Here is an 18,194-nt window from a genome sequence, read left to right on the forward strand (position 1 = left end):
CCGGGGCGCCCGGCGGGGCGCCCCGGCACCCGGATTCAGCCGCGAGGCTTCTCGACGAGCTCCGTGGTCTCGATCTCGTCACCGACCTGGATGTCGTTGTGCCTGCCCAGACCGATACCGCACTCGAAGCCCTCCCGGACCTCGGTGACATCGTCCTTGAAACGGCGCAGCGACTCGATCGCGAGACCGTCGGCGACCACCACGCCATCCCGGATGACCCGGGCCTTGGCGTTGCGGGTGATCGTCCCGGTGCGCACGATGACGCCCGCGATGTTGCCGAACTTCGAAGAGCGGAACACCTCGCGGATCTCGGCCACGCCGGACTGGACCTCTTCGTACTCCGGCTTGAGCATGCCCTTGAGGGACTGCTCGACATCCTCCAGAGCCGAGTAGATGACCGAGTAGAAGCGGATGTCGACGCCCTCGCGCGCAGCGCGCTCGCGCGCCTTCGCGTCCGGCCGGACATTGAACCCGATCACGATCGCATCGTCGATGGTGGCGAGGTTCACATCCGACTCGGTGATCGCGCCGACGCCGCGGTGGATGATGCGCAGCTGCACCGACTCGTCCACCTCGATCTTCATGAGGGACTCCTCCAGCGCCTCGACGGCACCGGACACGTCGCCCTTGATGATGAGGTTGAGCGATTCGACCTTGCCCTCCTCCAGCGCACGCGTGAAGTCCTCGAGCGAGATGCGCTTCCGGGCCTTGGCCAGCTGCGCGTTGCGCTCCGCCGCCTCGCGCTTCTCGGCGATCTGGCGGGCCGTGCGGTCCTCGTCGGTCACGATGAACGTGTCGCCGGCGCGCGGGACGGAGTTCAGACCCTGCACCTGGACCGGACGGGACGGAGCGGCCTCCTCGACGGCGTCGCCGTTCTCGTCGACCATCGCGCGGACGCGGCCGTAGGCCGTGCCCGCCACGATCGCGTCGCCGACGCGCAGCGTTCCCGACTGGATGAGGACGGTGGCCACCGAACCGCGGCCCTTGTCGAGCTTGGCCTCGATGGCGACGCCGCGCGCGGGCTTGTTCGGATTGGCCGTGAGGTCGAGCCCCGCGTCCGCGGTCAGCAGGACCGCGTCCAGGAGCTCCTGGATGCCGGTGCCGTTGCGGGCCGAGACATCCACGAACATCACGTCACCGCCATACTCCTCGGCGACCAGGCCGTACTCGGTCAGCTGCTGACGCACCTTCGCGGGATTGGCCTCGGGCTTGTCGATCTTGTTCACGGCGACCACGATCGGCACGTTCGCCGCCTGCGCGTGGTTCAGCGCCTCCACCGTCTGCGGCATGATGCCGTCATCGGCTGCGACCACGAGGATCGCGATGTCGGTCACCTGCGCGCCACGGGCTCGCATGGCCGTGAAGGCCTCGTGACCCGGCGTGTCGATGAAGGTGAGCGCACGCTCGATGCCCTCGTGCTCGGTCCACACCTGGTACGCGCCGATGTGCTGCGTGATGCCGCCGGCCTCGCCCTCGGTGACGTTCGTCTCGCGGATCGCATCGAGCAGGCGCGTCTTGCCGTGGTCGACGTGACCCATCACGGTCACCACCGGAGGACGGATCTCGAGGTCTGCCTCGTCCTCTTCCTCCAGCTCCTTCTCGAGGTCGAGCCCGAAGCCCTCCAGGAGCTCCTTGTCCTCGTCCTCGGGCGAGACCATCTGGATCTTGTAGCCGAGCTCGGCACCGAGCACCTCGAAGGTCGCCTCGTCGAGCGACTCGGTCGCCGTGGCCATCTCACCGAGGTTGAACAGGATCGTCACCAGGGTGCCCGGCTGCACGGTGTAGCCGCGCAGCGCCTCGATCTTGTCGGCGAGGTCGGAGATCGATGCGCCGCGACGGAGGCGGATGATCTCGCCGCTGCCCTTCTGGACGTTGACGCCGCCGACGACCGGGGCATCCCGCATCTCGAATTCCTGGCGCTTGGCGCGACGCGACTTGCGCTGCTTCGACTTGCCGCCGCCCTTGCCGAAGGCACCCGCCGTGCCCCCACCGGGGCCGCGACCGCGTCCCCCGCCGCCGGGACGGCCGGCGAAGCCGCCGGGACCGCCGGGGCGACCCGCGAAGCCGCCGCCGGCGCCCGGACGACCGGGACCACCGGAGCGCTGCTGGAACGGCGCCCCCGGGCGACCCGTGCGGGCGCCTCCGGGGCGCGGCGCACCGGGACGCGGCGCACCGGGGCGCGGCGCCTGCGGACGCGGGATGTTGCCGGGGTTCGGCCGCTGGCCCATCCCCTGCTGCGAGGAGAACGGGTTGTTGCCCGGACGCGGGCCGGCGGGACGCTGGCCCATCCCCTGCTGCGAGGAGAACGGGTTGTTGCCGGGACGGGGCGCACCGGGACGCGGGGCCGGCGCGGCCGGCTTCGCGGGGCCGGGGGTCGGCGCCGCGGGAGCGGCATCCGCCTGTGCAGCCGCCGGGGCGGCCGACGCCGGAGCCTCGTCGAGGGCGGGCGCAGGCTCGGCGGCCGGCTTCGCGGCAGCGGCCGGCGCGGCGGTCTCGGCCGCGGGCGCGCTGGGCTTGGCGGCGCGCTTGGCACCCGTGGCGGCCGGCTTGGCCTCAGTCTCGGTCTTCTTGCCGGCGCCGGCCGCCTCCAGGGCGGCGCGGAGCCGTCGAGCCACCGGGGGCTCGATGGTCGATGAGGGGCTCTTGACGTACTCGCCGAGCTCCTTCAGCTTCTCGAGGGCGACTTTGCTGTCGACGCCGAGCTCGGAAGCGATCTCGTGCACGCGTGGTTTTGCCACAGTTCTCCTGTCTGGGGTCCGTCCCGGGACAGGAGCGGACCATCAATTGCGGACGGGTCTCATTTCGAGCCGTTCACTTTGTGTCCATAGCCGTTTCAGCCTTTTCGCTGCAGATGCTCTTCGATGGCCTGCGTGTCCAGAGGTCCTGACGCACGCAGTGCACGGGTGAAAGCGCGGCGCCGCAGAGCGGCCTCCATGCATTCCGGCGTGTCGTGCAGCCACGCGCCCCTGCCCGGGAGTCGAGCATGCTCGTCGATGACGACTGCCGAATCCACGGCGACCACCCTCAGGAGAGCGGATCGGGGGGCACGCACGCGGCATCCGACGCACGTCCGTACGGGAACCATCCTACACCCCGCGGCGATCAGGCCTCTTCGAGGACGCTGTCAGGCTGGATGTCGATCTTCGCCCCGGTCAGCTTCGCGGCCAGGCGTGCGTTCTGGCCCTCCTTGCCGATCGCGAGCGAGAGCTGGTAGTCGGGCACGAGCGCCCGGACGGCCTTCGTGTTCGCGTCGAGGACGAACGCCGAGGTGACCTTCGCCGGCGACAGCGCATTGGCGACGAACGTCGCCAGGTCCTCGTCGTAGTCGACGATGTCGATCTTCTCCCCGCCGAGCTCCTCGGTGACCGCGCGCACGCGACGGCCGAGCTCGCCGATGCAGGCGCCCTTCGCGTTGATCGAGGGGTCGTTCGCGCGCACTGCGATCTTGCTGCGATGCCCGGCCTCCCGCGCCAGCGAGACGATCTCGACGAGGCCGCCGGCGATCTCGGGGACCTCCAGCGCGAAGAGCTTGCGGACCAGTCCCGGATGCGTGCGCGACACCGTGATCGACGGGCCCTTGGCGCCCTTGGCGACGGCGGTCACGTAGACCCGCAGCCGGGAGCCGTGCGGGTACTCCTCCCCCGGCACCTGCTCCTCGGGCGGCAGGATCGCCTCCACCGAACCCAGGTCCACGTGCACCATGCGGGGATTCGGGCCCTGCTGCACGACACCGGCGACGATGTCGCCCTCCTTGCCGCGGAACTCGCCGAGCACGGCGTCGTCGGCGATGTCGCGCAGGCGCTGGCTGATCACCTGCTTGGCCGCGAACGCGCCGATGCGCCCGAAGTCCTCGGGCAGCGCCTCCTCCTCGCCGATGACCGCGCCCTCCTCGTCCAGGAGCGGCACGAAGATCGAGACGTGCCCGGTCTTGCGGTCCAGTTCGACGCGCGCGCCCTCGGGCAGCGTGCCGGTCGGGGAGCTGTGCTTGGCGTAGGCGGTGAGGATGGCCTGCTCGATGATCCGCACCAGCTCATCGAACGGGATCTCCTTCTCGCGCTCGATGGAGCGCAGCAGCGTCAGATCGATATCCACAGCGGCCTCCGTTTTCAGCTTTCATCCGGAGCGCAGCGCGCACCGGCATCCCTACAACGCTACCCGATGCCCGTATGCTCACCGCTGTGGGATCCGATGGGGACGGCAGGGCAGAAGGCGTGAAGGATGCGGCCCGCGCCGCAGAGTCGAACACACTGCTGCGCGTGCTCGCCCGCTGCGGGTTCGCGGCCAACGGCATCGTGCACATCGCGGTCGGCGCGATCGCGCTGGCGATCGCATTCGGCGGGGACGGCGACGCCGATCAGACCGGGGCGCTCAAGGCGCTCGCCGCGGCGCCGCTCGGCTTCGCCCTGCTCTGGGTGCTCGCGGTCGCGCTGTGGGCGCTGGCCGCGTGGCATCTGGTCGAGGGGATCCTCGCCCGAGCGTCCGGCACGGTGCAGCACTGGCGCGTGCGCCTGTCGGAGTGGGGACAGACGGTGGTGTTCGCCGCGCTCGGCGTGCTCGCGGCATCCGTCGCCCTGGGCGCCCGCCCCGACGCCGAGGAAGCCGCGGAGGAAGCGAGCCGCGGCGTGCTGTCGATCCCCGGAGGGCCGTTCGTGCTCGCCGCGGTGGGCGTCGCGATCGGGATCACGGGTGTCGTGTTCGTGGTGATGGGCATCCGTCGCAGCTTCGAGCAGAAGATCCGCGTCCCCCGGGGCGCCTGGGGCGCGGCGGTGAAGACGCTGGGGGTGGTGGGTTTCATCGCCAAGGGCGTGGCGCTGGCGATCGTCGCGGTGCTGCTGCTGATCGCGGCGGTGCGCGTCGACCCCGAAACGGCGGGCGGACTCGACGGCGCCATGACCGCGCTGCTCGCGCTGGCGTACGGACCGTGGATCGTCGGCGCTGTCGGCGTCGGCCTGATCGCCTACGGGCTCTTCTGCCTCACTCGTGCCCGGTACGAGCGACTGTGATCAGCGCGGCGCCGAGTCGAGGTCGCTGAGGGCGCGGATGAGGCGGAACAGCTCGCCCACCCGCGTCTGATCCATCCGCAGCGCGAGCCGCGGCATCCCCAGCCGGTCCTCGTCGTCGCGCTCGACGCGCATCGGATCGGTGCGTTCGATGCGCCCCGCCGCCAGCAGGTCGCCGAACCGCTCGTTGAGCACCTCGATCTCGGCATCCGTCGGGGCGGCGTTCAGGCGCAGCACCAGCATCCCGCCCACCCAACGCATCGAATCGAAATTGCGCCAGAAGCCGACGATGTCCTCCAGCGCGGCATCCACCGAGTCGGTGATCAGCACACGGTCGAGATCATGCGGCGAGATGACGCCGGACGGGATCAGCTGCTCGTCGACGAAGCGCTGCAGGCCGTGCCAGAAGGTCCCGCCGGGCTCATCGAGCAGCACGATCGGCACCGGCTCCGCCTTGCCGGTCTGCTGCAGGGTGAGCAGCTCGAACATCTCGTCCAGCGTGCCGAACCCACCGGGCACGCACACGAAGCCGCGGGACTCCTTGACCAGCATCAGCTTGCGGGTGAAGAAGTACTTCATCGCGACGTTGCGGGCGTTGCCCTCGACGATCGCGTTCGGCTTCTCCTCGAACGGGAGCCGGATCGACACGCCGAGCGAGTGGTCGGGACCGGCGCCCTCCGCGGCGGCCTGCATGATGCCCGGTCCTGCGCCGGTGACCACCATCCACCCCGCCCGCGCCAGCGCCGCGGCGATCTCGGACGCCTGCCGGTACAGCTTGTCGTGGGCGAGCGTGCGGGCGGAACCGAAGATCGTGACCTTCGGGACGTCCTCATAGGGCGCGAACAGCTGGAACGCCGAGCGCATCTCGCTCAGCGCCGCGGTGGTGATCTTGAGATTCAGCCGATCGGTGCCATCCATCCCGAGCCCGATGCCGGTGGCGAGGATCCGCGCGATGAGCTCGGCGTTCTCGGTGATCCCGGCCGTCGCGATGGCGGCGCGCAGTGCTTCGGTGACGGTGTGCGGGATCGGGTTGTCGGGCACGGTGCGCATGATGCCAGGATGCCACGGCCCGGGGACCGCACCGCTCGGCGACCGCTCAGCCGCGTGCCGCCCACACCGCGTCGGGAGTGCGCAGGGCGCTCGCCGTGAGCACGCAGAGACCGGCGACCTCGAGAGCCCCGCCGGCGACCGCGAACCACTCCCCGCCCCCGAGGATGTTGACGACGTGGCCGATCGTCCAGCACATGATGAGCACGCCGCTCCACCAGGGCAGTGTGGGCGACATCACGACCGCGAGCCCCAGCAGCAGCGTGCCCAGCAGATTCCCGATCACGAACAGGAGGAAGAACGGCAGTGCGGCGGGGTTCGCGGTCACGGCGTCGACGGCGGCACCGGCGTCCGGCGCCAGCTCCGCCAGTGCCAGCGAGTAGAAGTTCGTCATGTTGATGCCGAAGTACGCGACGTATCCCGCGATCATGAGCACCGCCGCAGACAGCGCCAGCGCCGGCCGGCCGACGCGCAGCACCCGCAGCGCTGCAAGCACCCCGGGAACGGCCAGCAGGCAGCCCACGAGCGCGAAGAGCGTCGCTGCGAGCATCGTGTCTGCGTGGGCGGCGAAGAATCGGAGCGACTCCTCCCCCGTCCCTTCGTCTCCGCCGGTTCTGGTCGCAGCGACGGCGTACAGGGTGTTGCACGCCAGCTGGAAGGCGAACGCCAGCGGCAGCGCGACAGCGCCCGAGATCCGTCGGAAGGCGACGGTGCGATCGGCGGTCCACAGTGCCGGTTCAGCGGTCAGTGTGTCGGTCATCTCTCCTCCTGTGCGCCGGCCCTTCCGGCTCTTCTCGACACTCGCGCGAGCAATGGGGTGGGCGCCATCGGGGCAGCACGGGATTCGGCTGCGTGCTGACACGGATGCCCGGTCCGGCGCCGCGCTCTATGGTGAAGTCGTGCGAGCCACGCGACGCTGGGGTCCATGGGCGATCGCCGCCGCCTGGACGGTCACGGCAGTGGCGGTGACCGCGGCGGCGACAATCGCCCCTGCACGCACCTTCGGCGATCCTGCCGTCATCACGGCGGTGCTCGTCGGCGTCGTGCCCCTCGCCCTGTCGGTCGTGCTCGCCCGGCGAGCAGCCGGCCACCCCGCCGGTCCCCTGCTGGCGGCAGCAGGTTCGGTGCTGATCGTCATGTCCCTTCCCCTCGGGGCCGATGCCGGCCCCTTCGCCGGCACCTGGACGCTGCTCTATCTGCCCTTCGCCGTGCTGCTCGTGCTGCTTCCGGACGGCCGGGCAGCCTCGCCGAGGTGGCGAGCGGTCGCCTGGGCGGTCACCGGGGTCGCCGTGGCGTTCGCCCTGGCCGCCGCGGCGGAGACGCTCTCCGTCCCGCGCACCCTCCTCGAGGTCGTGGCGATGGCCTTGCTGGTCGCATTCCTCGCGCTGCTGGTCGCCTGCGCGGCGGCGCCGATCGCCCGCTACGGGCGTTCGGACGAACGCGCGCGCATGCGGCTGCGGTGGATCTACGTCGTGGGCATGACGCTGCCCTTCACGCTGCTGCTGTGCTGGGCCAGCTACCTCGTCCTGGGCACTCCCGATCTGGTCGCACTGGGAATCGGCCTCATGTACCTGCTGCTGCCGGCCGGGGTCGCGGTGGCGATCGTGCGCCCGAACCTCTTCGACATCGACCGGGCCGCCGTGGCGGCAGTCACGGCGGCGTCTCTGGTCGTCGCGGCGCTCGTCGTCCTGTCGGCGGTCGCGGCGGTCGCGGGCGTGACGATGCTCGACTGGCCGGCGGCCACGGCGATCGGCGTCACCGCGATGCTCACGATGGCCGCCGCGATCGCCTACCCCTGGCTGCGCCGGGCGGTCGAGCGGATGCTGTACCCCGAGCGCGGACGCGCGCTGGCTGCGCTGGAGCAGCTCGCAGCGGGCGTGGATACCGGTGATGCGCAGCCTGAGGAGGTCGAGGCCGTGCTGCGTGCGACCCTGCGCGATCCCGGCCTGGTCGTAGGGATCCGTCCGCTCGGCGGGGGCCCGCTCGTCGGACTCGACGGTGAGCCGGTACCGGTCGCCGAGACCACGACGGATGTCACGGTACGCGGCGAGAGCATCGGCGCCATCGTGCCGTCGTCGGCGCGAGCCAAGCGCCCGGCGGTCGCGGTCGCCCGCGCCACCGCGCCGCTGGTCGACGCGGTGCGGCTGCAGGCCGCGCTGCGCCGTGCCACCGCCGAGGTCGAAGCGTCTCGCGCCCGCCTTCTCAGCGCGGGCCACGAAGAGCGCCGCCGCCTGGAGCGCGACCTGCACGACGGCGCGCAGCAGCGGCTCGTGGCCCTGGGGATGCGCCTGCGCGTCCTCCAGCGCACCTCCGCACCCGATGCGCAGACGGCGGCCGCCCTCGACGGCGCGGTGGCCGAGCTGGGCACCGCGGTCGCCGAGCTGCGCCGGCTCGCCCACGGCGTGCGACCGAGCCTGCTCGACGACGGTCTCGATGCGGCGCTGGCCGACATGACGCGTCGCGCTCCGTCCGCGATCGAGCTCGATGTCCGTGCCGCGGAGCTGCCCGACATCGTGGCGACCACCGCCTACTTCGTCGTGAGCGAGGCCGTCGCCAATGCGCTGCGGCACGCCGCGGCATCCCGCATCCGCGTGAGCGTGCGCGATGACGCCGGCGTCCTGCGTGTGCGGGTGGAGGACGACGGACGCGGCGGGGCCGCCCTCCGGCCGGAGGGCGGCCTCACCGGGCTCGCCGACCGTGTCGGCGCGCTCGGCGGGGAGTTCAGCGTGTCGTCGCGAAGGGGCGAGGGGACCACGGTGGAGGCGAGGATCCCATGCGCGTGGTCATAGGCGAGGATTCCGTCCTCTTCCGTGAGGGTCTGGCGGCCCTGCTGGCGACCGCCGGGCACGAGATCGTCGGTCGCGCGGATTCGGCCGCCACTGCGGTCGCCCAGGTGCGCGCACACGGCCCCGACATCGTCGTCCTCGACATCCGGATGCCGTCGCGCGATGAGGGCATCGCCGCGGCGCTCGAGATCCGGGCGTGGGATCGGCCCACCCCCGTGATGCTGCTGTCGCAGCACATCGAGACGCGACGCACGGTCGAGCTCGTCGCCGGCGGCGCGATCGGCTACCTGCTGAAGGACCGTGTGCTCGACGTCGACGATTTCCTCGCCGCGCTCGATCGCGTGGCCACCGGCGGCACGGCGCTGGACCCCGAGGTCGTGACCCGGCTGCTGGGAACCGCGCGGGCGTCTTCCGTGCTCGACGCACTCACGCCCCGTGAACTCGATGTGCTCGCGCTGATGGCCGAGGGCTGGTCGAACGCCGCCGTCGCGCAGCGACTCTTCCTGTCCGAGCGCACGATCGAGACGCACACCGGCAGCATCTTCGCCAAGCTGGCACTGCCCGAGTCCCCCGAGGAGAACCGCCGCGTGCGCGCGATCCTCACGTACCTGGACGCGCGGATCGACGGAGCGCGCGCTACCGGGTCGAGCTGAGGCGGGCGACGGCCGCGGCCGCCGGCACCACCTCGCGCTCGCCGGAGCGACGATCCCACAGCTCCACCTCACCGGCGGCGGCACCGCGCCCCACGATGACGATGCGCGGCACGCCGATGAGCTCGGCATCCGCGAACTTCACCCCGGGCGAGACCTTGGCGCGGTCGTCGTAGAGGACGTCGAGCCCGGCCGCCTCGAGGTCGTCGGACAGCTGCGCAGCCAGCTCGAACGCCACGGCGTCCTTGCCCGTGGCCACCACGTGCACGTCGAACGGCGCGACGGGCTCGGGCCAGATGAGCCCGCGGTCGTCGTTGTTGAGCTCGGCGATGATCGCGAGGATCCGGGTGACCCCGATGCCGTACGAGCCCATGGTCACGGTCACGAGCTTGCCGTTCGGGTCGAGCACCTGAAGGCCCAGCGTCTCGGCGAAGAAGCGGCCGAGCTGGAAGACATGCCCGATCTCCATGCCGCGGGCCAGGCTCACGGGGCCCGAGCCGTCCGGGGCGGGGTCCCCCTCGCGCACGTTCGCCACCTCGACGAACCCGTCGGCGGTGAAGTCGCGTCCGGCGACGAGCGAGTGCACATGCTTCTCGTCGATGTTCGCGCCGGTGATCCAGGAGGTGCCGTCGACCACGCGGGGGTCGAGGAGGTAGCGGATGCCGGTGGCCGACTCCTCGCCGAGGATCGGCCCGGTCTCGGACCACGGTCCGATGTACCCCCGCACCAGCAGCGGGTGCCGCTCGAAGTCCTCATCGGTGGCCGCCTCCACCTCAGCGGGCGCGAAGGCGACCTCGGCCCGCTTGTCGTCGATCTCGCGGTCGCCGGGGATGCCGACGACGACCAGCTCGCGCGTGCCGTCCAGGTGCGTGAGAGCCAGCACGACGTTCTTGAGCATGTCGGCGGCGGTGTACGAGCCGTCCAGCACCGCGTTCGAATGCGCCACGAGGGTCTCGATCGTGGGTGTGTCCGGCGAGTCGAAGATCACCGGCTCCGGGAGGCCGTCGAACGGGATCGGCTCGGGCGCGACCGTCGTGAACGCCTCGACGTTCGCGGCATAGCCTCCTGCCGACCGCACGAACGTGTCCTCCCCCACGGGCGTCGGGTGCAGGAACTCCTCGCTGCGGGCGCCGCCCATGAGGCCGTTGTCGGCCGCGACGATCACGTACTCCAGTCCCAGACGCCGGAAGATGCGCTCGTACGCGTCGCGCTGCGCCATGTACGAGGCATCCTGCCCCTCGTCGGTGTAGTCGAACGAGTAGGCGTCCTTCATCGTGAACTCGCGACCGCGCAGCAGGCCCGCACGCGGACGCGCCTCGTCACGGTACTTGTCCTGGATCTGGTAGATCATCAGCGGCAGGTCCTTGTACGACGAGTACAGGTCCTTCACCAGCAGCGTGAACATCTCCTCGTGGGTCGGCGCGAGCAGATAGTCGGCGCCGCGACGGTCCTTGAGGCGGAAGATGCCGTCGCCGTACGACGTCCATCGGCCGGACTGCTCGTACGGTTCGCGCGGCAGCAGCGCCGGGAAGTGCACCTCGTAGGCGCCCGCGTTCGCCATCTCCTCGCGGATGACCGCCTCGATCCTGGCCTTGACCTTCAGGCCCAGTGGCAGCCAGGTGAAGATGCCGGGTGCGGTGCGGCGGATGTAGCCGGCGCGCACCAGCAGCCGGTGACTGGCGACCTCGGCATCGGCCGGGTCTTCGCGGAGGGTACGGAGGAAGAAGTGCGAGAGACGGGTGACCACGAGGGTCAAGTCTAGGGAATGGGATGCGCCGACCCGGTGCCGTCCCGCCGTCGGCGGCCCCGCGTAGGGTACCCGCATGGCCATCCGACAGCACGTGCTCGACTGGCTGCTCGACTCCGACCCGGCGATCCGCTGGCAGGTCGAGCGCGACCTGGCGGGAGCCCCGCCGGACACGTGGGAGGCGACGCGCGCGCGGGTCGCGACGGAGGGATTCGGCGCCGCCCTGCTCGCCGAGCAGGACGAGGACGGCCAGTGGGCGGGCGGCTCCTTCTTCCCCGCGGGCTTCTTCGGCAGCCCGGAGAGCGAGGCGCCGGGCCAGCCCTGGGTGGCGACGACGTGGGCGCTCAAAGACCTGCGGGAGTGGGGCGTGGATGCCGCGGTGCTCGGCGACACCGCAGCGAAGCTCGACGCGAACAGCCGCTGGGACTATGAGGACCTGCCGTACTGGGGTGGCGAGGTCGACGTGTGCATCAACTCCTACACGCTCGCCAGCGGCGCATGGCTCGGCGCGGACGTGTCGCAGCTGGTCGCGTGGTTCCCGGCACACCGCCTCTCCGACGGCGGCTGGAACTGCGAGGCCGAGGAGGGCGACTCCGTGCGCTCCTCCTTCCACTCCACGCTGAACGCGGTGCGCGGCATCCTGCAGTATGAGCAGCTCACCGGCGATGCCTCGATGCGCGACGCCCGCCACGGCGGAGAGGAGTATCTGCTCAGCCGCCGCCTCATGTTCCGCGCATCGACGGGCGAGCAGGTGGGCGAGTTCGTCACCCGGTTCGTGTACCCGAACCGCCACCGGTACAGCGCCCTCGTCGCGCTCGACCACTTCCGCGACGTCTCGCTGTTCGTAGGAACGCCGCCGGACCCGCGCCTGGCGGATGCGGTCGAGGCCGTGCGCGCCGCCCGTCAGCCCGACGGCACCTGGCTGCAGACCACTCCCCTGCCGGGCCGCACCTGGTTCGATGTGGACGTGCCCGAAGGAGAGCCCTCCCGCTGGCTCACGCTGATGGGCACCCGCGTGCTCGAATGGTGGGACGCCGCGCACTGACCCGCGGAGCCGTCCGCCCACCGGGCGTGTCTACACTGACGGGGTGCCCGCCCGTCGACCTCGCATCACCTCGGTCGCTACCGACGTGCTCACCGCGACATTCGCCGAGCTCGCTCGCGAGCTCGACCTGCCGACCGGCTTTCCGACTCAGGTCCGCGCCGAGGCGGAGGCTGCCGCCCGCAGCGTGCCCGTCGATCCGGATGCGGCCGACCTGCACGACCTGCGCGGCATCCCGTTCGTCACGATCGATCCGCCGGGGTCGACCGACCTCGATCAGGCCCTGCACATCGAGCGCACGTCGGACGGCGCGGTGCTGCACTATGCGATCGCGGACATCGCGGCCTTCGTGACGCCCGGCGGCGCAGTGGATGCCGAGGCCCGTCGCCGCGGGCAGACGCTCTATGCGCCCGACCGGCGCTTCCCGCTGCACCCCGAGGTGCTCAGCGAGCAGGCGGCGTCCCTCCTCCCCGACGAAGATCGCCGTGCCTTCGTGTGGCGATTCGAGCTCGACGACGGCGCGCGGCCCGTCCGGACCACGCTGACACGCGCGGTCGTGCGCTCGCGCGCGCAGTGGAGCTACGCCGATGCCCAGCGGGCGATCGACAGCGGCCATCCCCCGGCGGCCCTGGCCGCCCTCCCGTGGTTCGGCGCGGAGCGCGCCGCCCGAGAGAGCGAGCGGGGCGGGGCGAGCCTGAACGTGCCCGAGGTGGAGATCGAGGCCGATGACGGCCGCTACCGGCTGCAGCTGCGGGCCGCGCGGCCGGTCGAGGAGTGGAACGCGCAGGTGTCGCTGCTGACCGGCATGGCAGCCGCCGACCTCATGCTCGCCGGAGGCGTCGGCATCCTGCGGACGATGCCGGCGGCCGAGGCGGCGGACGTGGCGGACTTCCGCACGCAGACCGTCGCGCTCGGGCTGCCCTGGCCCGAGGGGCAGACCTACGGCGACTATCTGCGGGGACTGCCCGACGGCGATCCGGCGGCGCTCGCGGTGCGGCATGCCGCGGCATCCTTCTTCCGCGGCGCCGGCTACGCGGCGTTCGACGGCGACCCGCCCGCCGACCCGCTGCAGTCGGCGGTTGCCGCACCGTACGCGCACACGACCGCGCCCATCCGCCGGCTCGTCGACCGCTGGTCGCTCGTGATCTGCGAGGCCCTCGCGGCCGGACGCGAAGTGCCCGGTTGGGCGCGCGAGAGTCTTCCGGAGCTGCCGGGGCTCATGGGCCGCAGTGAGCAGCTCGCCAACCGGCTCGAGAACGCGTCGGTGGATCGCGTCGAGGCCGCGGTGCTGCGCCCCTACGAGGGCGAGGTCTTCCGCGGGGTCCTGCTCGGCCGGCGCGGCGACGGCGCCCGCGTGCAGCTGAACAACCCGCCGGTGAGCGTGAACGTGCCCGACCTGCAGGCGGCCGCGGGATCGGTGGTGCGGCTGCGGCTGATGCGTGCCGATGTGGCGACCGGCGAGGTCGCGTTCGAACCGGTCGCCTGAGCGGGGATGCGGGACTGAGAGCCCCCTGAGTATTCCGTGGTGGACATGTCGCCCGGCGTAGGGTGAAGCAAGCGATCGGCATCCGCCTTTGGCTCCGCGGCCTCCGGGTCCCGATCGAAGAGCAGGTGCTCTCATCTCCATCGCAGTGACCGAGTCTCGACTCGGATCCGTTCGACAGACCTACGCCCGGACCGAGGATTTCCCTCCGCTCACGCACGCGTTCACGGATGTGGCCCGCGTCGTCCGCGAGACCGGGCTGCTCCGGCGCACGCCGTGGTTCTACGCCCTCGTCGGCGCCCTCATCGTCGCGGGATTCGGCGGCTGCATCGCGGGCTTCATCCTGCTGGGTCAGAGCTGGTATCAGCTGCTCATCGCGGGTGCCCTCGGCATCCTGTTCACGCAGGTCGCGTTCCTCGCGCACGAAGCGGCGCATCGCCAGATCCTGACCTCGGGGCCGGCGAACTTCCGGCTGGCGGCGGTGCTGGGCGGCATCGTCGGCATGAGCTATCACTGGTGGGACAGCAAGCACACGCGCCATCACGCGAATCCGAACCGGGTCGGCAAGGACCCCGACATCGAGATCGACACGATCTCGTTCCTCGAGACGGACGCGGCGAAGGCGCGCGGCCCGCTCCGCGCGATCACCCGCCACCAGGGCTGGCTGTTCTTCCCGCTGCTGACGCTCGAGGGCATCAACCTGCACTTCCTGGGGATCAAGCACCTGCTGACCGCGAAGAAGGTCAAGGGGCGCTGGCGCGAGCTGGCCGGCATCCTCGTGCGGCTCGCCGTCGTGATCGTCCCGGTCTTCCTGTTCCTGCCGCTGGGGATGGCGTTCGCCTTCATGGCTGTGCAGCTGGCCGTCTTCGGCGTGTACATGGGCGCCGCGTTCGCACCCAACCACAAGGGCATGCCGATCATCGCGCCGGACGCGAAGCTCGACTTCTTCAGCAAGCAGGTGCGCACCTCGCGCAACATCTCCGGCGGCTGGTGGGCGACGTGGCTCATGGGCGGACTGAACTACCAGGTCGAGCACCACCTGTTCCCGAACATGCCCCGACCCGCGCTGTCGAAGGCGCGCGAGATCGTCATCGATCAGTGCCGGGCGCTGAACGTGCCGTACACCGAGACGACGTTGTGGCGCTCGTACGCGATCGTCGTCGCCTACCTCAACCGCGTCGGGCTGGCCGCACGCGACCCGTTCGACTGCCCGGTCGTGTCGACGTACCGTCGCGCCTGAATCCCGCACGGTGGTGCGGCGCACATCATGAATGCGTCGGTGTCGGTGGACGAGTTCATCGCGGATGACGACGATGATCCGGGCGCGATGTCCACCCGGACCAGCGCACCGCTCGCTCACACATAGATACGAATGTCGCAGGGTCCTGCGAGTATGTGACCATGGCGATCTTCTCCGAACTCGAACAGCGCATGGCGGCGCTGCGAAGTGCTCGGCGAGGACGTGCACGACATGTCCGCCACGATTGCGCTGCTCAGCGACGACGACGTCGCGCGCCTGATCGAACAGGCGGGTGCCCTCGCTCGCAGTGCCAAGAAGATCGGAATCATCGCCTCCGGTGTCGCCGCACAGCGCTCCAACCGCGACGCGGGGCACGCGGGTCTCGCTCAGAAGCGCGGCTATCGCAACCCGGTGTCCCTCGTGCAGGATCTCACCGGATCGACGAGAGCGGATGCCGCCAGGGCGGTGCGCCTCGGCGAGTCGCTGCTCGACTCCACACCGCCGGCGTCCGCTCCGCCCGCGTCCTGCGACGAGCCGCCCACCGCGCCCGCGCTCGACCCATGGCACGCGCCGCTCGGCCGCGCGCTCATCACGGGCACCGTCTCGTCCGCGCAGCATGATGCGATCCTGCGCGGACTCGGCGAGCCCCCGGCGCTCGACCCGGAGGCCATCGTGTGCTCGTGCGCAACGGAGCCCTGCGTCTGCGTGGCGGCCGCGACGGCGACCGTGCACGAAGCGTGGTCGCTTGCCGCTGAGCAGCTCATCGACGAGTCGTTGCACCGCACCGTCGACGAACTGCGCCACACCGCGCGTGTCGTGCGCGACCAACTCGATCCGGAGGGAGCAGAGCAGCGGTATCTCGCGCGCTGGCAGGCTCGCTCCTTCCGAATCTGGACCGACCAGACCGGCACGCACCGCGGCTCGCTCGTCTTCGATGACGACGGTGCGGCCTGGATCCGTGCGATCACCGAGACGGCATTGCGACCGCGCCGCGGCGGGCCCCGCTTCGTCGACCCTGACGAGAAGAAGCGCGCGCAGCGGCTCGTCGATGACCCGCGTACAAATGACCAGCTCATGTACGACCTCATCATCGACGTGCTGCGATCCGGTTCGCTCGCCGACGCCGACAGCGTCTTCGGCACCCGGCAGGCAGGAGTGCGCGTCGTCACAGTCACCGCTGCGTCACCGGCCGACTCCGGGTCGACGGGCCGGGTCGCCATCACCGCGCACTTCGAAGACTCCGGCGCCGTCATGCCCGTCTGGGCTGCTGCGCAGCGCACCTGCACCACCGGCAGCATCGATGTCACCGTCGACCGCGACGGCAATCCTCTCTACCTCGGCCGCGAATCCCGGCTCTTCTCACCGAAGCAGCGCCTCGCGCTCGCGCTGCGCGACGGCGGCTGCCGCTGGACGGGATGCGACCGACCCGCACACTACTGCGAGAGCCAGCACATCGACCACTACGTCGAGGACGAGGGTCACACCGACATCGACCGGGGCATCCTGCTCTGTCGCTTCCACCACATGAACCTGCACCACGGCGGGTGGCGCATCACTCGGAGTGGGCTCGGAGACTTCCTGCTCCACGCACCGGATCGCACCGACCCGATCGTCTTGAGACCTCGACTGCACCTGAAGTATGCGTGGGAGCACATCGAGCCTCCCCCGAAGAGGTTCCGCGCCGCCGCGGCGTGACCTGCTCAGCCGGTGACGACCTGCGCGGTGCCCAGGGGCGCGTCCTGCCCCATCTCGGCGGCGATGCGATTCGCCTCCTCGATGAGGGTCGCGACGATCTCGGATTCCGGGACCGTCTTGATGACCTGGCCCTTCACGAAGATCTGACCCTTGCCGTTCCCGCTGGCGACGCCCAGATCGGCCTCGCGGGCCTCCCCCGGGCCGTTGACGACGCAGCCCATGACGGCCACGCGCAGGGGCACGGTGAGCTCCTTCAGCCCCTCGGTGACCGAGTCGGCGAGCGTGTAGACATCCACCTGCGCGCGCCCGCACGACGGGCAGGACACGATCTCGAGCTTGCGCTCGCGAAGATTCAGCGACTGCAGGATCTGGTGACCGACCTTGACCTCCTCGGCCGGCGGCGCCGACAGCGACACGCGGATGGTGTCGCCGATCCCCTCGGCGAGCAGGATGCCGAAGGCGGTCGCCGACTTGATCGTGCCCTGGAAGGCGGGGCCCGCCTCGGTCACGCCGAGGTGCAGCGGCCAGTCGCCGCGCTCGGCCAGCAGGCGGTACGCCTTGACCATGACGATCGGGTCGCTGTGCTTGACCGAGATCTTGAAGTCGTGGAAGTCGTGCTCCTCGAACAGCGATGCCTCCCATACCGCGCTCTCGCAGAGCGCTTCGGGTGTGGCCTTTCCGTACTTCTCGAGCAGCCGCGGGTCGAGCGAGCCCGCGTTCACGCCGATCCGCAGCGACACCCCGGCGGCCTTGGCGGCGGCGGCGATCGCGCCGACCTGGTCGTCGAACTTGCGGATGTTGCCGGGGTTGACCCGCACCGCTGCGCATCCGGCGTCGATGGCCTGGAATACGTACTTCGGCTGGAAGTGGATGTCAGCGATCACGGGGATCTGGCTCTTGCCCGCGATGATGTGCAGCACGTCGGCGTCATCCTGCGAGGGCACCGCCACCCGCACGATCTCGCAGCCGGATGCCGTCAGCTCGGCGATCTGCTGCAGCGTCGCGTTGATGTTGGTCGTCGGGGTCGTCGTCATCGACTGGACGCTGATCGGCGCGTCGCCGCCGACGAGCACCTTCCCCACCCGGATCTGACGGCTCTTGCGCCGAGGGGACAGCACTTCCGGCACACGCGGCATCCCGAGATTCACTGCTGGCACGCCGTCCAGCCTACGCCGCGCGGATGGGAGACGGCCGGGTGCGCTCAGCCGCCCAGCTTGCGCATCTCGGCCTGGATCTGTGATTCGTTCGGGCCGCGGCGGCCGGGGCCGTAGGTGCCGATCGCGCTGAACACGACGGCGATCCCGAGTCCGAACATGGGCCACATCGGCCAGAAGTAGCCCATCCCGGTCAGTGCCCAGACCCCGACCATCAGCGCCGAGATCACGACGGCCACGATGAGGAAGTTCCAGAAGCCGCGCTTGGCCTTCAGGGAGCTGATCGCCTGGTCGCGAAGGTTCGATGAATCGCTCATGGCGCACACGATACTGACGGCGGCCCGCATGCG

15 protein-coding genes are annotated in these 18,194 nt (G+C 70.8%); 7 read left to right on the forward strand and 8 right to left on the reverse strand.

Going from position 1 to position 18,194, the window contains the following annotated elements; all coding sequences use genetic code 11:
* Positions 1-35: 35 nt before the first annotated feature.
* The 3 genes from infB to nusA form a co-directional block, all read right to left on the reverse strand.
* Entirely contained in the window at positions 36-2,738 is a 2,703-nt protein-coding gene (gene infB, locus ACIWQI_RS01880) for a translation initiation factor IF-2 (protein WP_396655375.1), read from the reverse strand.
* Positions 2,739-2,833: 95 nt separating this feature from the next.
* The gene (locus tag ACIWQI_RS01885) at positions 2,834-3,085 is read right to left on the reverse strand and encodes a YlxR family protein (protein WP_396655376.1); all 252 of its coding nucleotides are present in this window, start codon (positions 3,083-3,085) and stop codon (positions 2,834-2,836) included.
* A gap of 17 nt (positions 3,086-3,102) precedes the next feature.
* The gene (gene nusA, locus ACIWQI_RS01890; protein WP_396655378.1) at positions 3,103-4,092 is read right to left on the reverse strand and encodes a transcription termination factor NusA; all 990 of its coding nucleotides are present in this window, start codon (positions 4,090-4,092) and stop codon (positions 3,103-3,105) included.
* An 86-nt stretch (positions 4,093-4,178) separates the two neighbouring features.
* On the opposite strand from nusA, the gene ACIWQI_RS01895 reads away from it, so the two are divergent.
* Positions 4,179-5,003 carry a DUF1206 domain-containing protein gene (locus tag ACIWQI_RS01895; RefSeq protein WP_396655379.1) on the forward strand — a complete coding sequence of 275 codons (825 nt, stop codon included), beginning with the start codon at positions 4,179-4,181 and terminating at the stop codon, positions 5,001-5,003.
* Here the strand turns inward: ACIWQI_RS01895 and ACIWQI_RS01900 are convergent, their stop codons facing one another.
* Positions 5,004-6,050, reverse strand: coding sequence for a TIGR00730 family Rossman fold protein (locus ACIWQI_RS01900; protein WP_396655380.1), 1,047 nt, complete (start codon positions 6,048-6,050; stop codon positions 5,004-5,006).
* A gap of 46 nt (positions 6,051-6,096) precedes the next feature.
* Positions 6,097-6,807 (reverse strand): hypothetical protein, encoded by a 711-nt coding sequence (locus ACIWQI_RS01905; RefSeq protein WP_396655382.1) that lies wholly within the window; start codon positions 6,805-6,807, stop codon positions 6,097-6,099.
* Positions 6,808-6,946: 139 nt separating this feature from the next.
* Here ACIWQI_RS01905 and ACIWQI_RS01910 point away from each other — a divergent pair, with 139 nt between their 5' ends.
* Together ACIWQI_RS01910 and ACIWQI_RS01915 are read left to right on the forward strand one after the other, a co-directional pair.
* Positions 6,947-8,836, forward strand: coding sequence for a histidine kinase (locus ACIWQI_RS01910; RefSeq protein ID WP_396655383.1), 1,890 nt, complete (start codon positions 6,947-6,949; stop codon positions 8,834-8,836).
* Positions 8,821-9,486 carry a response regulator transcription factor gene (locus ACIWQI_RS01915; RefSeq protein ID WP_396655384.1) on the forward strand — a complete coding sequence of 222 codons (666 nt, stop codon included), beginning with the start codon at positions 8,821-8,823 and terminating at the stop codon, positions 9,484-9,486. The genes ACIWQI_RS01910 and ACIWQI_RS01915 overlap by 16 nt, the downstream gene beginning before the upstream one ends.
* On the opposite strand, the gene ACIWQI_RS01920 is transcribed toward ACIWQI_RS01915, so the two are convergent.
* On the reverse strand, positions 9,470-11,230 hold the full coding sequence (locus tag ACIWQI_RS01920; protein ID WP_396655385.1) for a proline--tRNA ligase: 1,761 nt from the start codon (positions 11,228-11,230) through the stop codon (positions 9,470-9,472). The genes ACIWQI_RS01915 and ACIWQI_RS01920 overlap by 17 nt on opposite strands.
* Before the next feature lie 76 nt (positions 11,231-11,306).
* Between ACIWQI_RS01920 and ACIWQI_RS01925 the strand changes: the two genes are divergently transcribed.
* The 4 genes from ACIWQI_RS01925 to ACIWQI_RS01940 all read left to right on the forward strand — a co-directional run bounded on the left by ACIWQI_RS01925 (position 11,307) and on the right by ACIWQI_RS01940 (position 16,690).
* Entirely contained in the window at positions 11,307-12,275 is a 969-nt protein-coding gene (locus ACIWQI_RS01925; protein WP_396655386.1) for a squalene cyclase, read from the forward strand.
* A gap of 43 nt (positions 12,276-12,318) precedes the next feature.
* Positions 12,319-13,758, forward strand: coding sequence for an RNB domain-containing ribonuclease (locus ACIWQI_RS01930; protein WP_396655387.1), 1,440 nt, complete (start codon positions 12,319-12,321; stop codon positions 13,756-13,758).
* A gap of 145 nt (positions 13,759-13,903) precedes the next feature.
* Positions 13,904-14,995 (forward strand): fatty acid desaturase family protein, encoded by a 1,092-nt coding sequence (locus tag ACIWQI_RS01935; protein ID WP_396655388.1) that lies wholly within the window; start codon positions 13,904-13,906, stop codon positions 14,993-14,995.
* 231 nt (positions 14,996-15,226) lie between these two features.
* Positions 15,227-16,690, forward strand: coding sequence for an HNH endonuclease signature motif containing protein (locus ACIWQI_RS01940; RefSeq protein ID WP_396655389.1), 1,464 nt, complete (start codon positions 15,227-15,229; stop codon positions 16,688-16,690).
* Between the two features lie 5 nt (positions 16,691-16,695).
* Here the strand turns inward: ACIWQI_RS01940 and ispG are convergent, their stop codons facing one another.
* Positions 16,696-17,847 carry a flavodoxin-dependent (E)-4-hydroxy-3-methylbut-2-enyl-diphosphate synthase gene (ispG, locus tag ACIWQI_RS01945; protein ID WP_396655390.1) on the reverse strand — a complete coding sequence of 384 codons (1,152 nt, stop codon included), beginning with the start codon at positions 17,845-17,847 and terminating at the stop codon, positions 16,696-16,698.
* 44 nt (positions 17,848-17,891) lie between these two features.
* Positions 17,892-18,161, reverse strand: coding sequence for a 2TM domain-containing protein (locus tag ACIWQI_RS01950; RefSeq protein WP_396655391.1), 270 nt, complete (start codon positions 18,159-18,161; stop codon positions 17,892-17,894).
* Positions 18,162-18,194: the final 33 nt, after the last annotated feature.

The organism is Microbacterium sp. (genome assembly GCF_044508325.1).
GTDB lineage: Bacteria > Actinomycetota > Actinomycetes > Actinomycetales > Microbacteriaceae > Microbacterium.

Excerpts from the sequence above, each read along its gene's own strand:
- ACIWQI_RS01885 (WP_396655376.1), bottom strand. The coding sequence starts at position 3,085 with ATGGTTCCCGTACGGACGTGCGTCGGATGCCGCGTGCGTGCCCCCCGA.
- ACIWQI_RS01900 (WP_396655380.1), bottom strand. The coding sequence starts at position 6,050 with ATGCGCACCGTGCCCGACAACCCGATCCCGCACACCGTCACCGAAGCA.
- ACIWQI_RS01905 (WP_396655382.1), bottom strand. The coding sequence starts at position 6,807 with ATGACCGACACACTGACCGCTGAACCGGCACTGTGGACCGCCGATCGC.
- ACIWQI_RS01915 (WP_396655384.1), top strand. The coding sequence starts at position 8,821 with ATGCGCGTGGTCATAGGCGAGGATTCCGTCCTCTTCCGTGAGGGTCTG.
- ACIWQI_RS01925 (WP_396655386.1), top strand. The coding sequence starts at position 11,307 with ATGGCCATCCGACAGCACGTGCTCGACTGGCTGCTCGACTCCGACCCG.
- ACIWQI_RS01940 (WP_396655389.1), top strand. The coding sequence starts at position 15,227 with ATGTCCGCCACGATTGCGCTGCTCAGCGACGACGACGTCGCGCGCCTG.
- ACIWQI_RS01950 (WP_396655391.1), bottom strand. The coding sequence starts at position 18,161 with ATGAGCGATTCATCGAACCTTCGCGACCAGGCGATCAGCTCCCTGAAG.